This is a genomic window from Cyclobacterium lianum (assembly GCF_900143075.1).
Lineage (GTDB): Bacteria > Bacteroidota > Bacteroidia > Cytophagales > Cyclobacteriaceae > Cyclobacterium > Cyclobacterium lianum.
The window spans coordinates 453,498-467,799 of sequence record NZ_FRCY01000005.1; the positions used below are offsets into that span (position 1 = coordinate 453,498).

The following is a 14,302-nucleotide window of genomic DNA, read 5'->3' on the forward strand; positions in this document are numbered from 1 at the left end:
ACCGATTTGAGGCATTCTATATCGATGGGCTGCACCCATCGCTGGGATATCCCGCCCCTTCAGGGCTTGGTTGAATGGGTAAACTCTTTGAGATCGGATGCATGTATTTCAAATGCGTTTTGTGCCAGCACTGCTTGATTAAATGGAAAACCAACGAGTACCCAAGCACTGAAAGTGCGAAATACCATAGCACAGGGTGTAGCCCTGTGTAAAAATGGATTAGGCCAGTCCAAGCCCTGAAGGGGCGAAATATGTTCCGCAAGCCCAGACCCCGTATTAGAAAAAAACCCGGTACTGGCCAAATGCCTGCACCGGGTTTTTTTCCTCTATTTTATGGGTTTACAACTCTTTAATTATTAACCAGCACATTCGCGCTGAGATTGTTGTTATTTCCTGCCGGTGGACTGCTGTATCCTCGCGCCACAATGGTATATACACCGCCGGATCGCAGGTTTACATCCGGGATGGACAATACTTCGTCTCCTCCTTCAGCCAGATTGACATTAAAAGACTGTACGCCGCTATCTACTGTAATAAATTCGGAAACATCCTGGTAGGAACTTGCTTCAACCAGGTTGGTCATGTCGTCTTCCATAGATCTGACAATATCTACTTCGGGAGAATCAGGAGACAGGTGAGCAAAACGCACAGCGGACTCCCCGGGAGAGATAGCAACTTCCTCATCCTCTAACAGCAGCGCCTGAATATCCTCGTACTCATTGACATAAAATATCGAATAGGCCGCTCCGGTCTCGAAGGTGAAAGTCGTATCAATCACCACATTAGATGCATTAACAGGACGCACACGCATGGTTCTTTCTCCAGCGAAAAAGTTGAGGTAATTTGTATAATCTGCATACCTCAATGGATAGTAATTGATGCGACCATTTTCCATGAGTATATCCAGTGATGGGGCGTTGGGTGATGCATGGTATAACCCTACATAGGAAATATCCGGCAGGGGCACCACATCGTCGTCATCAACTTCACATCCTGAAATCACACCGGCCATTACTACGAGCAACACAACAGGAATCAATTTTATTTCTTCCAGTTTATTGATCTTTTTTCTTGAAACATTGAACATACTTCTACTTCTTTTACTATTCCACATTCATTTAATGTTCATAGCAAAAGGCCACAATGCCCATGCCAGCCAACCGTTTGAGAAAACTATATCGGGCAAGTAGAAATCAGGAGTCGAAAAAGATGAAATTTTCGCCCCGTCCGTTTTGCCTGGTATGACAAAAATGTGGATCAGGTGGTATAGACAATCTGAAAGAGGTGATATTTGGTTGGTGACCACCTACCGCAACACCTGATCGAAAGCTACATCCTGGCCCGCCAGCACGAATACTTTCGTGGGCAAGGCATTGGTTTTGTCCTTTAAGGAGAGGTAATACTCTTCAAAAGCGGCTTCTCCCTCCGGTACCGCCAGCCCCATCAGCACCAGATCGCTTCTTTTTGACTCTACCGCCATGATATCCCAAAAATTTCTGCCTTCGGCCACCAGAATCTGGTAACCAAACCCTGTGCGCATGCCTGCAAAAATATGCTCCAGATTTTCCCTGGCGCCGGTGTAGGCTTCCTGCGTGGGTACCACCATTTTCACATTTACCTTCGCCTGCTGCCACTCCCTGCTGTTTTTGAGCAGATAGGCAAGTATGATCATCAGGCTTCCGTTTTTCTTCAAACCTCCCCACCAGATGTCGATGTGCTGCTTTTTCCTGAAGCCCCTGTTTTCATCATCCTGTACGATTAGGACATTTTTCTTCGATTTGTAAAAATGCCGGATCATTTCTGAGTATGGATGCAAATGTTCCTTTTCTCTGGTATCGCCGAGCAAAATGGTGTTGGGAACCAATTGCCCCAAGCCGTACGCGCTCACCAATTGAATACCTCCGGTAAAGGGATCTGGGGCGCGGATCACCCTCACCAGAGCCTGAATATTTTTATTGCCCAGAAAATCCATGATTTGTGATTCGTACCCTTTTACCTTCTCCTGAGGAACGTTTTTTTCTGAAACAATGGTGCTCACTGTAAACAGCGCATTCCCATTGGTGATATCATCTGCCAGTTCTATCAATCGCCAGCGTTTTACCGGCGAGCCTGACAATACCAGGATATTGGGCCGCCAGCTTTTGGCATCCCCTTCCTTTTCCAGCCGCAGGATGGCATAACGGATAATAGAAGACAAAACTCCTCTACCCAATCCACCCCAGGTGGCGGTAATTTTTCTTCTTTTTAACCAGATAAAAATAATGGCAATAACCAGAAATGCGGCTATAGTAGCCAGGGGGTTGATCAGAAACATCACTCCCGCGCAACCCAGGGCCCCTAATAGTGAAAAAAGCCAATGCACCTTGAATTTTGGACGGAATGACGGGGATTTCAGCAAGCGCTCAACTCCCGCGGTAATGTTTAACACCGCATAAGTAGTCAGGAAAAACATGGTGAGTACAGGTGCAATCAGATTAAGGTCTCCAAAGTAAACCGTTACCAGGGTCAGGGCAATGGTAAACAAGGTAGCTGCCTTTGGGATTTTCTCCTTTCCGGTCACTTTACTGAAAAAACCAGCCCATTTCGGCAGGATCTTATCATTTGCCAATGCCTGAAGCACCCTTGGGGCACCAAGCAGGCTGCCCGTTGCGCTGGATAAAGTGGCTCCCCATATGCCCAGCAAAATGGCTCCACCCCATATCGCAATACGCTGCATGATCAGGGGATCCTCCACCAGCGTTGCTGCATCTGCCCTGCCTGCCAAAATTATAGGCAGAAGCATGTAGATCACATATCCCACGCCTACTGCCATAAAGGTCCCCTTGGGAATGGACCTGGCCGGATCCTTCAAATCTCCGGACATGTTCACGCCCGTCATGATGCCTGTGACCGCAGGAAAGAAAATCGCAAACACCTGCCAGAAGCTTACAGACTGAGCGGCAGGCACACCCCAAAGTTCGATCTGAGACTCTTCCAGCGGACTTCCCAGCACCAGGGATACCAAAGACAGCCCTATCAAAACCATGATAACGTATTGGGCCTTTATCGTAGCCTGAGTGGAAAATAAAGCCAGCGCACCCAATACCAGGGTGGTAGTGATGCTGATCCAGCGAACCTCCAGAGCAGGGAACACGGCCGATAAACTTTCAGAAAACCCTATGATGTACAGCGAAACGGATAGGGCCTGGGCCAGATAAAGCGGGATACCCACTGCTCCGCCGATTTCGGCACCCAGAGAACGGCTGATCAGGAAATAGGCTCCTCCCCCTTTCACAGGGGCATTGGTAGCAATGGCAGATATGGACAAGGAAGTCAGAAAAGTGATTGCAGTAGACAGCGTCACGATGAGCAAGGTGCCAATGAGTCCCACATTTCCCACTACCCAACCAAACCGCAGGTACATGATTACCCCCAGAATGGTCAGCAGGGAAGGCGTAAATACCCCTCCAAACGTCCCCAATTTGTGACTCGCTTTTCCCTTGGTGCTATTTTCCGGCATATACCTTATTTTGAAAGGCCAAAAAAGAGAAAAAATACGCCATTTCCCAAATAGAAAAAATTCATTCCCTGCGGCTATGTTCCCTATTCCTGAATCAAGGTGCCTGAACCAGACATTTTTATTTGCTCCATCCGGGGACTGCCCTGGTAGACGATGTTTCCGGAACCGGATGCGTCTACGGTCAGGTCCAGCACGTTACCCAGGGCGGTATTGCCCGATCCGGATTTCCTGACGACCACTGCTTCTGCCTGTACGTTCCCGGCCAAAAAATCGCCTGAACCGGATTGATGGATGTTGACCTGTTGCACAGCTCCTTCATGGATACTTAGTACTCCTGAACCGGATTGGCGGACATTCAAGCCCCGGGAAACCAGCGCAGGAATATCCAAATTTCCCGAGCCGGAAAGTTCAATATTGACATCATTGTCCGTCTCCAGTCCATCAAGCAAAAGGATGTCACCAGACCCTCTATTACTGATTCCCTGCAGCTCGGTGTACACCACAGTCAATTCCAGATCAGGCTTCCTGAACCTTCCCTTATCCAGCCGGATTTCAAGCACCTCATTCTCTACAGTAGTCAGCACCTTTTCCAGGTCAATATTTGATGCCCTGAGGGTAACGGACGGCTGTACGCCTTGCTTCATGGTCAGGTGCCAACTGCCTGAAGTTTTTACCTGATTAAATGAACTGAGTTTTCTGGTTTCCTGCTGTTGGGCTGCAAGGAGAATAGGAAAAATCAACGCGAGAAACAGTACTGTCGGTAGCAGAGATTTCATGGCAAGCCTTGTTTGATGTTTCTAAAGTTACAAAATTTATTCAAAAAAGACCATCAAATAGGCAGCAAACTGCTTCTGCTGGCTGGTGGTAATGCCTTTTCCATAAGTAGGCTCATTGTCCCAGCCACTTTCCTCGCCAATGTTCCAGGTAACGGCATTCAGGTAGCCAAATCTTGCTGCCATCTCGCGGTAAAACACTTTTCTGGACCTGGCAAAATCCCCGCCTTCCTTGTGCTCAAAATAGGATTGATTCTCCTGTTCGGAGAGGACCAGTTGGGGCATCAGACCGACTTTCATCATGTGATCAAAAACGAATTGCCATTGATCCAGTTTGGAGACATCATATTGGTAATAATCGTCAGGACCTGTCCAGGGGAAAGCCTGCTTGCCATCTCCATAGGCATTCATCAGCATAAAATAATGGGTATTGATGCTCTGGCTTTTCAGGTAGTTGATTACTCCGATAATCCCCTTTCCCTTATTTTCCTGCCAGAGTGGATCGCCGCTTTTCCAGTCCGTCACATGTGTGGCATAAGACCTGTCAGAGCCTGTTCCATCAAATTCCCCATATTCCAAAAACACCTCCGGGGAATTGGCTCCCATCTTCAAAAAATAGCTTTCGTCGGTAAATTGTAAGAAGTGCTTCCCTACGTATTGGAGTTTGCCTTTGCTCAAAAATCCCGGTGCTGAGGTATCAGGAGGCAGAATCTCAAAACTGCCGGTATCACCATGAAAAGCTGATCCCTGTGACCAATCAGGGTCCTGACTGATGGCCACCTGATCCCCTTGGATAAACCTGGCTTCAAAGGTCCATTCACCCGGGACAAGTGGTAATAAGTGGGCCCGCCAAATATTTCCTGCTGAAGCTCCACTCTGCCCCGCAATTCCATCCCCGGCAAAGTAGCCGGGAATACGTATTTTCTGTCCATCTGGACTGGTAAAAACCACCTGCAGCCTGCAATCCAAAAATGTTCTTTCTTCTTCCGCAGCATGGGGACCTTCCCAGGAAAACGTCAGTTTTTGGTAAGCCTTAAAATTACCCGCAATATCCGCTTTTTGGGCAAAGACCAGGACCAGGCTGAAAGAATAGAGAAGTAAAGTAGCTAGAAATCTCATGAATAGCGTCGTTTAAACTTAAAGATAGGCAAATAGAAAATAAAAATCAGGAGAACGGCTATTTCGATACTCCTTAGATGCATTATTCGGACATAGAACATCTATACTTCCAGGATTTACCTGTTGATTGATTGGTTTCTGATGGATATTTATTAAATTCATTCATTCATCTAATCAATTAACAATAAAAACTATGGAAACGTATTTAGGAAAATTTGCACCACAGTTGTATGCCATTTTGAGGATTGTAGCAGGATTTTGCTTTGCCATGCACGGATCACAAAAATTGATCGGATGGCCGGGAGGTGATGAACCGAAAGAATTGTTCTCCATGATGGGATTTGCCGGCATCGTAGAACTTGTGGGCGGTATTCTTATCATGATTGGGCTTTTGGGAAGCATTGCTGCCTTTATTTCGAGTGGCCAGATGGCTGTAGCCTTTTTTATGGCCCATGTGCCCCAGGGTTGGAATCCGCTGTTGAATGGAGGTGAAAAAGCCTTGATCTATTGTTTCCTTTTCCTTTTTATTGCCGCTAGCGGATCCGGCATTTGGAGTGTGGATGGCAATAAGAAATCCCCGGCTCCGGTATAGCAACCGGGCTAGAGAATGCTCCCGCGGAAAAGAAGGCTCATTCTCAGAGGCCAGCATGTAGCGAGAGTAAAAACTTTGCTGAACAGTCCGGATAGTCGTACCATCCAAAAATATGGATTCAGGGATTATCCGGGCTTTTTCAAATTTCGGAAAGATTATGATCAAAATTTAATCCTTCATTGGGGGATATCGACCAAATTCCCTACCTTATATCCCGATGGATAAAGTAGTGGCATCCCCTATAACACCGACCCACACAAAACCTTTAAAAATTAACCAAAAACCCAAACAACATGTGTAAAAACCACGGCGTAGCCTACGTCAAACCCGGAAAAGTAGAAGTCAGAGAAATTGACTATCCCAAGCTGGCTTTAGGTGACAGAAAATGTCACCATGGGGTCATTCTTAAAATCGTCTCCACCAACATTTGTGGCAGCGACCAGCACATGGTGCGAGGCCGAACAACCGCACCGGAAGGACTTATCCTTGGCCATGAAATCACTGGTCTGGTGATTGAGGCCGGTAGGGATGTTGAATTTATCAAAGAGGGTGATTTGGTTTCTGTCCCTTTTAACATTGCCTGCGGACGCTGCCGCAATTGCAAGGAAGGCAAAACCGGCATCTGCCTCAATGTAAACCCTGCCAGACCTGGAGCTGCTTACGGCTATGTGGACATGGGTGGCTGGGTAGGCGGACAGTCCGAATACGTAATGGTCCCCTATGCAGATTTCAATTTGTTGAAATTTCCGGATAAAGATCAGGCCATGGAAAAAATCCGGGACCTGACCCTGCTATCTGATATTTTTCCTACAGGCTATCATGGAGCAGTGACCGCCGGCGTAGGTCCTGGAAGCATTGTGTATGTGGCCGGTGCCGGTCCTGTAGGGCTGGCATGTGCAGCATCTTGCCACCTATTGGGTGCCGCAGTAGTAATCGTGGGAGACATGATCCCTGAGCGACTGGCCCAAGCCCGCAGCTTTGGCTGCGAAACCATCGACCTGAGAAACAAAACCCCGCTGGCCGATGCTATCGCTGAAATCGTGGGTGTACCTGAGGTAGACTGTGCAGTGGATTGTGTCGGATTTGAAGCCAGAGGCCATGGTGCGGATGCCGACAAGGAAGCTCCCGCCACCGTACTCAATTCGGTAATGGATGTGACCCGGGCCGGAGGAGGCATTGGAATTCCAGGTCTGTACGTCACGGGAGATCCGGGAGCGGTAGATGAAGCCGCAAAGAAAGGCAGCCTGAGCATAAGATTAGGTCTGGGATGGGCCAAAAGCCACAGCTTTCATACCGGCCAATGCCCTGTAATGAGGTACCACCGCCAGTTGATGAATGCAATCCTGTATGACAAAGTGCAGATCGCAAAAGCTGTCAACGTACAAATCATTTCCCTGAAAGAATCGGTACAGGGATATAAGGATTTTGACGGGGGTGCGGCCAAGAAATTTGTGATTGACCCACATGGCTTGATCCCCAATTGATCGGATCCCCTACCGGGCTGATCTGGCCTGGCAGGTATTTTTACCTGTAGGAAAACAACAAAACCCGGGTCGGGCGCTTTTAGCCGGTCCGGGTTTTTTCAAACTCCCGTGAGGGCCTACCTCCAGCCTAACGCCCGCAAAAGGCAACCAAATGCATGTATTTAGACTCGAAAAACAACTCAAAAGAGGTATGAACTCCCGATTACTCCTCAGCAGCCTCATGCTAGGCATCCTCACTTTTTTTGGTTGTGAAAGCCGGGAGGCAAAAAATGAAAAACCCAATGTCCTTTTCATTGCCGTAGACGATTTGCGTCCGGAATTGGGTTGCTATGGTGTGGATTACGTGCATACCCCAAACATCGACAAATTAGCGTCGGAAGGGAGGATATTTTTCAATCACTTTGTCCATGCGGCAGCCTGCGGGCCATCCCGGTCCACCTTGCTTTCCGGAACGCGGACCACCGACTGGGACATATTCAAAACCATCCGGGAATCGGGATCCAAACCGACAGGCATTTTTTCGCTTCCCCAACTTTTCAAAGAAAACGGGTACCGTACCGTTGGTATCGGTAAGATATCCCACCAACCTGGGGGCGTGATGGATTCTTTGCAAACCCAACACGAGGTCCCCTTTAGCTGGGATGTATCCTTTGCTCCTGTAGGAGAATGGAGGGAACCCTGGAGTGCCTTTTTCTCCTATGCGGGCGGAAAGGCCCGCACGAGCTATTATGGCCGGCCAACCAACCGCAGCCTGCCCCCCTTCGAAGCAGCAGAAGTAGACGACGAGGGATATGCGGATGGTCACAATGCAGCAGCAGCCATCCGGCAATTGCGGCAACTCAGGGATTCCACATTTTTTCTGGCCGTAGGATTCTACAAACCCCACCTCCCCTTCAATGCGCCCAGGCGCTATTGGGACCTATACGATCCTGAAAGTATTCCCGCTTCAGATTACCAACAAATGCCGGAAAATGTCAGCTCCGATCTGAGCTTGCACTACGGTCGGGATAGCTATGAACCTCGGGGAACCTACACCTGGCCGGGCGATACCCTGGGCTGGGAGATCACACCGGAAAGAGAGAAAATCCTCAAACACGGCTACCTGGCAGCAGTTAGCTATGTTGATGCGCAGATTGGTAAAGTCCTTGATGAATTGACAAGGCTGGGGCTGGATGAAAACACCATTGTGGTCTTGTGGGGAGATCATGGCTGGCACCTGGGCGATTATGGTATTTGGGGCAAGCACACCAATTTCGATATTGCCCTCAATAGCCCGCTCATTGTCAGACAACCGGGAATGACACAACCTGGTGTAGCAGCCCATGGGCTGGTGGAGACCGTAGACATTTTCCCCACACTTGCCGACTTATGCCGGATTCCTGCCCCTATGCAACTGGAGGGAAAGAGTTTCAAATCCGCTATGGAAAACCCGGAAGCTCCGCTAAAGGATTACGTGCTTGGAGAGCGAGATGCCTGGGGAGTGCTTGGGAAAACGGTACGAACCCGGGATTACCGATTGATGGTATGGATCGACAAATCGAGCGGCGACACCCTGGAAATCAACCTGTTTGATAACCGGGAGCAACCCCTTCCCCATCAAAATATCCGGGAAGACCAACCCCAACTTGTCACTGACCTGAAGAAAAAACTGGAGGCCATAGAGCAGGAAAGAACCGACTTTTTCTCTGTGCTATAAACGAGTCGGAATTCAATCCAATAGGGAAGGGTCACCCAATTTCCCCATAAAAAGAATGGCACCGCTGTGCTTTTCCTGAATAAAGAAGACAAATGGCTTATTCAGTTTATATGCTGAGTAAGATGGGAGACTTGTTTCTCTGATTTCTACTATGGTAGCCGCTGCTGCTTCGCTTCCTTTTTCATCTACTTCAATCAATGCCTCGTGGATTACCCGACTTATTTTTAACGGTGCTGTAGTATTGGCAAACAAACGGGTAAAATTTCCCGGATGATTTTGAAATGGAAGTGTAAGGCCCATGTTTATCAAATCCTCTTTCATATCCTCCATTTTATAGCGCATTTTGAATTTCGGCATGTGCAGTAGCAAATCCTTTTCCCTCGCATCTTCCCGGTACTGCTCCAACACCTCCAGGTCCAGCCCTTCCAGCTTTTTCTGCAATCCTTCATCCGCAGTCAATATCCCCAGGCTGTACTGCCCGGTACTGTATGGGATCTCCAGGTAGTCCAAACCACTTTCCGAATGAAATTTGAGGGTAGTGGGCTCCGCCAACTGCATCATATCGACCTGAACCTCTGCTCCCCCGGATGTGGTGAAGGGAGCCTTTTTCGTCAGTTTCTCATCAAACCGGTATTTCCAATCCGCCTTGAAGTAGATGGCATTGACCAGGTACATGGCTGCATTGGGCGGAATGGCATCCAACATGTCTTTGATCAGGCCTTCCGTGTTTTGTTCAATCCAATTGTTGATCACATCTACAGATTGGGGATTGCCCATGTCCAGTCCGGCCACTTCGGCACCGAAGCTGTTACTTACGGTTTCTTCAAAATCCGGATTAACTTCCCATTCCTGCTTGTGCCAGATGGCATTGGCAATGGACAGCCTGACTTTGGGATCCAGCTCCAGTAAAAATTCGGTCAGGGATTTTGCCGCCTCATTAGCCTGCGTTACGCCCATCCCCTCATACCGCAACACCTGAATAAATTCTTCCAGAACCTCACCCTCATTGCCATTCATGGTCATGGACAGCGCCTGATGGATGCTGTAGGGACTATAAAACTGATTGGGATCATCCTTTTCCTGAAGCTGATGAAACAGGTCCATGGCGAACCGGGAACTGGATTGGACCATTTCCTGCTCAGGGGCTTTTAATGCCCTCAGGTTAGGCATCAGCGGTTCATCTCCACTACCACCCCAATCACAGGAAGAAAGAAAAAGTAACGAAAAAATGACATACGTCAGATTGAATTGCGTTTTCATCGCTGTTTCGATTTGGTTTCACTGCCCCTACGTAAAATTTACCCGTTCTGCTACAGTGATGGCTGCCATTATTGAAAATTGACATTTATATAGATCCCGAAATCGTTTTGAGCCATAACATATAAACCAAATAGACAGTGGTCAGATTTCCGGAGTGAACCTGCCTCTTAATTTTTTCGTAAAAGCATTTGTATTTCCACTACAAAGCATTCCAATCCGACACGCCATGAAAAACCGGCTACTTATCCTTTCGATGATGGTCGTCTGCTTTACAGCTACGCAAAGCCATGCCCAGCGCCTGCTCGGCTCGGTCCAATTCAAATCGGGCATTCCAGCCGGGGACTTTCGGCAGGCCTCCGGAATAAGCGTTGTTTCAGAATTAAGTGCCGGCGCATTGTATGGCATCAAGGGCAGCCCGGTATTTATTGGCGCAGACCTGGGCTATGGGCGTTATGGCACAGCGGTGACCAGAAGAAGGGATATTTTCCCTGGAGTCAACCAAGGCTTCCGGATCAGAAGAAACAACAATTATGTCAACCTCATGGGAGTAGTCAGGCTAATGCCCGATTTTAACTCGAGATTCCGACCCTTCCTGGAAGGGCAGATTGGCGGAATCCATACTTTTACCCGGTCTCGCATCCGGGAAAACAGGTTGGCCGATCCCATTGCCTCCGGCACGGAGCACTACGATTGGGCCCTGATGCTGCAGGCAGGTGCCGGAATAATGTTTGCTGTCAATTCCGGCAGGGATACTTTTGTGGAGTTAAAGGTAAACTATGTGAACTCTGGAGAATTAAATTACCTGACCAGAGACAGTGCTACCTACAATGAGCAGGGAGAACTGATGCTGGATCCAGCAAAGTCAGGGTTCAATATGATACAGCCGTCGGTGGGAGTGAAATATTTGTTTTAGTTGTATCCTTGACTTGGGTATCCGGGTGAAAAGGTTAAGGGTTAATTCGCTGCTAACCAATAATATAATTCAAACCTGCATTTGGGAAATTGGGCTGGTATTAAGTCGAAACCTGGTTGTTAAGGGTTAATTGTTTAACTGTTTAGATTCGAATTATTTCATCCCCCTTTTTCAATCTTCTCCGCTCGCTCCGCCGAATTTGCAATTCCCTGGGACAGATAAAGGGGGATTTGCAATCCCCTGTCGTAGAGGCACCATGGCCCGGCAATAGAAATGCAAAATGCCAAGCCCTTAATTTATTTCATTCTTCTCCATTTTCAAACCTGACCACGAGGTACCTGAAAACACCTTCATCATAATCCGGATGAAAAAGGTTGTTGCGAGAAAGGTATAATCCTTCCTTACCTACAAAGAAATTGTATTCCGCATACACTTCGTAAGGACCAAAGGTATGCTCACCCATTACATTTAGGTCCTTATCCAAAAGCAGGATGCCGGTGTAGGGTCGGTAGTAATTAAGGCTATTGAGATCCTCATCAGATGCATCGGGATCATATTCCACCGCAGGCAAAGTAAGCCGATAAAAGACATCTCTGTATGGATCATAAATCAAAGAACCATACTTATCATACTTGAGCCTGCCTTCAAATGCCTCTCTTCTGTTGGCTGCCAGCTAGTTTACAATATGAAATTTATTGACGTTTTCTGAACGTACTTCCTTCCTGTATGTGGTACTACCAGTCTGGGTATCAAAAACCTGAATTTCATGATCATGAAGAGGTGCTATATAAATCTTATCCTTCCTTCTGGCCCAGGAGTAGCCGCTTATTTTTTTTCCCTGATCCCAATAATTTTCTTTGTAAAAAACATCATACCATTCCACTGTATCTTTTTCAAAATCATAACTGTAAATCAATTGCTGCTGCTGGATGTCCTCCTTATCCATGTCATGGTGTTTCATGAACAAAGGTTGTGGGCCATACAACTTATTCCCTATTTGAAATAGTGGGTTTTGATTGGATACGCCCAAATAAGTAATAGGAAAGCGTTTATTTTGGATAGACCTTTTTAATTTGACCTCTCCTTTAAAATCCAGCAAAACAATACCGGGCGGCATGTTATTGACCAGCCAAATGGAATCTTTGGCAGTCAGTACCCCACCGGAAAACGGTTTCACACTATTCGGGCCATCCAAATACAAGGGGACTTCCTGAACCAACTCACCGGAGGGATAGGCATAAAACTGGTATTTACTATCAAAATAATTGTAAAAAAACAACTGGGAAACAGAATCCGTCTCCAGCAACGCTATGGTACTGGGATTAATAGGAACCAAACTATCAGTTTCAAAAGTAATTTCATCGATGACCTTTAAATCCCAATCATTCTGCTTCAAACCTGTATTACATGCAAAAAGCGTGATAAAGCTGATTAGGATGAAATCATTAAAAAAGCACCGCATAAAGCATTACATTTGAAATCGGATAAAACTAAACAAATATTAATTGATATCCTATTTTTACCTACCACCTGGCCAGGCAGTTTTCCCTACCCGAAGGCTATTTTTATAAGTAAAGTATTAATACTGTAATCGGGTTACATGCATCACCCGATCCCCTTGTAGTCCAATACCGCCACATTCTATTTGCATTTTTAAAGATTTATTAGAAGATTATAGAAAATTTTCTATCAAATACCCTGATAACCCATGCAGAGAAGACAGTTTATGAAACTGGGAGCTATTGGCTCCGTGGCAGCCTTTTCCGGATTACCGCTTATATCCCATGCCCGCTCCGATTTAAAAATTAAAAAGATCCGCTACTACGCCGCCCCAGGCTACAACAAACCCCTTTTTAATCAGGCCAGAGGCATCGTGGAAGTGGAGACCGACGCTGGTCTGATAGGTATTGGAGAAGGGGGCACCCCGGACGTGGTCCGGCAATGCGCGGAAATGCTGATTGGAGAAGATCCTTTCCGTATCGAACACCTCTGGCAATATCTGTATCGGGGCATGTTTTATCCGCCTGGACGGGAAAAGCTTCATGGACTAGGCGCTATCGAAATGGCCCTCTGGGACCTGAAAGGAAAGGCCCTGGATGTACCTGTATATGACTTATTGGGCGGCAAAACGCGAAATTATGTGGAATGTTATGCCACGGGTTTCCGAAGATCCAATGCCAGCACCATGGAAGGACGGGCGCAGGACTGTCTGGAAGCAGGCCTGCGCTGCTACCGCATTGGTCCTACAGGGGGGAACGGTGAGCTGCCCTTTGATTTTTACGAGCACAGCAAAAAAACCATCGCCCTTTGTACGCAACTCGACAAGGCAGTAGAGGGAAACGGAAACTGGGCTGTGGACCTGCATACCCGGTTTGACACCCCGGAGGCCATCAAGATTTGTGATGCTCTGGAGGAACTGGAGCCCTATTTTGTAGAAGACATCATCCGCTCTGAAAATCCGGATGTTTACCAGACCATCAGAAATATGACAAAAGTGCCCATCGCCGTTGGAGAGCAATTTGGCGACCGCTGGGATACCAATATGCTGATGGAAAAGCACCTGATCGACTATAGCCGGGTAACCCTGCCCAACACGGGGGGCATTACCGAATTAAAAAAAATCATCGCCATTGGAGAGACCCACTATGTGGGCATCATCCCCCACTTTACCGGCCCCCTTTCCACCGCTGCCCTGGTACATGTCCTGGGCTCCTCGAGTCCTACCCGCTGTATGATCGAACTAGCCGGCGGGGAGCCGGAAAAACCGGCTTACTTTAATGAAGACTTTATCGATTTCAGGGAGGGCAAAGTCCACCTCAATGACCGCCCGGGATTAGGGGTTGTATTTGATCGGGACAAAGCGGACTTCCTGTTTGAAGTCACCAAAAACACCGAATTTACCCATCCTTATTTGAAAAGTCCGGATGGGGCCATTCATAACTGGTAAACCTGAAAGTACCTAACCC

10 protein-coding genes and 1 pseudogene are annotated in these 14,302 nt (G+C 47.5%); 5 read left to right on the plus strand and 6 right to left on the minus strand.

Going from position 1 to position 14,302, the window contains the following annotated elements; genetic code table 11:
- Positions 1 to 349 precede the first annotated feature (349 nt).
- The 4 genes from BUB19_RS11120 to BUB19_RS11135 form a co-directional block, all read right to left on the minus strand.
- On the minus strand, positions 350 to 1,087 hold the full coding sequence (locus tag BUB19_RS11120) for a DUF4397 domain-containing protein (protein WP_073094597.1): 738 nt from the start codon (positions 1,085 to 1,087) through the stop codon (positions 350 to 352).
- A gap of 219 nt (positions 1,088 to 1,306) precedes the next feature.
- The gene (locus tag BUB19_RS11125) at positions 1,307 to 3,499 is read right to left on the minus strand and encodes an APC family permease (protein ID WP_073094598.1); all 2,193 of its coding nucleotides are present in this window, start codon (positions 3,497 to 3,499) and stop codon (positions 1,307 to 1,309) included.
- Between the two features lie 83 nt (positions 3,500 to 3,582).
- Positions 3,583 to 4,275, minus strand: coding sequence for a head GIN domain-containing protein (locus BUB19_RS11130; protein ID WP_073094599.1), 693 nt, complete (start codon positions 4,273 to 4,275; stop codon positions 3,583 to 3,585).
- A 36-nt stretch (positions 4,276 to 4,311) separates the two neighbouring features.
- On the minus strand, positions 4,312 to 5,391 hold the full coding sequence (locus BUB19_RS11135) for a DUF5060 domain-containing protein (RefSeq protein ID WP_073094600.1): 1,080 nt from the start codon (positions 5,389 to 5,391) through the stop codon (positions 4,312 to 4,314).
- Between the two features lie 193 nt (positions 5,392 to 5,584).
- Here BUB19_RS11135 and BUB19_RS11140 point away from each other — a divergent pair, with 193 nt between their 5' ends.
- From BUB19_RS11140 to BUB19_RS11150, 3 genes are all read left to right on the plus strand, one after another.
- On the plus strand, positions 5,585 to 5,983 hold the full coding sequence (locus BUB19_RS11140) for a DoxX family protein (protein ID WP_073094601.1): 399 nt from the start codon (positions 5,585 to 5,587) through the stop codon (positions 5,981 to 5,983).
- A 293-nt stretch (positions 5,984 to 6,276) separates the two neighbouring features.
- Complete coding sequence (fdhA, locus tag BUB19_RS11145; RefSeq protein ID WP_073094602.1) at positions 6,277 to 7,467, plus strand: formaldehyde dehydrogenase, glutathione-independent; 1,191 nt, start codon at positions 6,277 to 6,279, stop codon at positions 7,465 to 7,467.
- Between the two features lie 151 nt (positions 7,468 to 7,618).
- A complete protein-coding gene (locus BUB19_RS11150) occupies positions 7,619 to 9,163 on the plus strand; it encodes a sulfatase (protein ID WP_084097189.1) in 1,545 nt (514 codons plus the stop codon).
- A gap of 12 nt (positions 9,164 to 9,175) precedes the next feature.
- On the opposite strand, the gene BUB19_RS11155 is transcribed toward BUB19_RS11150, so the two are convergent.
- The gene (locus BUB19_RS11155) at positions 9,176 to 10,423 is read right to left on the minus strand and encodes a serpin family protein (protein WP_073094604.1); all 1,248 of its coding nucleotides are present in this window, start codon (positions 10,421 to 10,423) and stop codon (positions 9,176 to 9,178) included.
- A gap of 226 nt (positions 10,424 to 10,649) precedes the next feature.
- On the opposite strand from BUB19_RS11155, the gene BUB19_RS11160 reads away from it, so the two are divergent.
- Positions 10,650 to 11,336: a hypothetical protein gene (locus tag BUB19_RS11160; RefSeq protein WP_073094605.1), complete on the plus strand. Its 687-nt coding sequence runs from the start codon at positions 10,650 to 10,652 to the stop codon at positions 11,334 to 11,336.
- A 301-nt stretch (positions 11,337 to 11,637) separates the two neighbouring features.
- On the opposite strand, the pseudogene BUB19_RS24525 reads toward BUB19_RS11160, so the two are convergent.
- A pseudogene (locus tag BUB19_RS24525) lies at positions 11,638 to 12,798 on the minus strand (DUF4221 family protein).
- A 246-nt stretch (positions 12,799 to 13,044) separates the two neighbouring features.
- Between BUB19_RS24525 and BUB19_RS11170 the strand changes: the two are divergent.
- On the plus strand, positions 13,045 to 14,283 hold the full coding sequence (locus tag BUB19_RS11170; protein WP_073094606.1) for a mandelate racemase/muconate lactonizing enzyme family protein: 1,239 nt from the start codon (positions 13,045 to 13,047) through the stop codon (positions 14,281 to 14,283).
- Positions 14,284 to 14,302 lie beyond the last annotated feature (19 nt).

Excerpts from the sequence above, each read along its gene's own strand:
- BUB19_RS11120 (WP_073094597.1), bottom strand. The coding sequence starts at position 1,087 with ATGTTCAATGTTTCAAGAAAAAAGATCAATAAACTGGAAGAAATAAAA.
- BUB19_RS11125 (WP_073094598.1), bottom strand. The coding sequence starts at position 3,499 with ATGCCGGAAAATAGCACCAAGGGAAAAGCGAGTCACAAATTGGGGACG.
- BUB19_RS11130 (WP_073094599.1), bottom strand. The coding sequence starts at position 4,275 with ATGAAATCTCTGCTACCGACAGTACTGTTTCTCGCGTTGATTTTTCCT.
- BUB19_RS11135 (WP_073094600.1), bottom strand. The coding sequence starts at position 5,391 with ATGAGATTTCTAGCTACTTTACTTCTCTATTCTTTCAGCCTGGTCCTG.
- BUB19_RS11140 (WP_073094601.1), top strand. The coding sequence starts at position 5,585 with ATGGAAACGTATTTAGGAAAATTTGCACCACAGTTGTATGCCATTTTG.
- fdhA (WP_073094602.1), top strand. The coding sequence starts at position 6,277 with ATGTGTAAAAACCACGGCGTAGCCTACGTCAAACCCGGAAAAGTAGAA.
- BUB19_RS11150 (WP_084097189.1), top strand. The coding sequence starts at position 7,619 with ATGCATGTATTTAGACTCGAAAAACAACTCAAAAGAGGTATGAACTCC.
- BUB19_RS11155 (WP_073094604.1), bottom strand. The coding sequence starts at position 10,423 with ATGAAAACGCAATTCAATCTGACGTATGTCATTTTTTCGTTACTTTTT.
- BUB19_RS11160 (WP_073094605.1), top strand. The coding sequence starts at position 10,650 with ATGAAAAACCGGCTACTTATCCTTTCGATGATGGTCGTCTGCTTTACA.
- BUB19_RS11170 (WP_073094606.1), top strand. The coding sequence starts at position 13,045 with ATGCAGAGAAGACAGTTTATGAAACTGGGAGCTATTGGCTCCGTGGCA.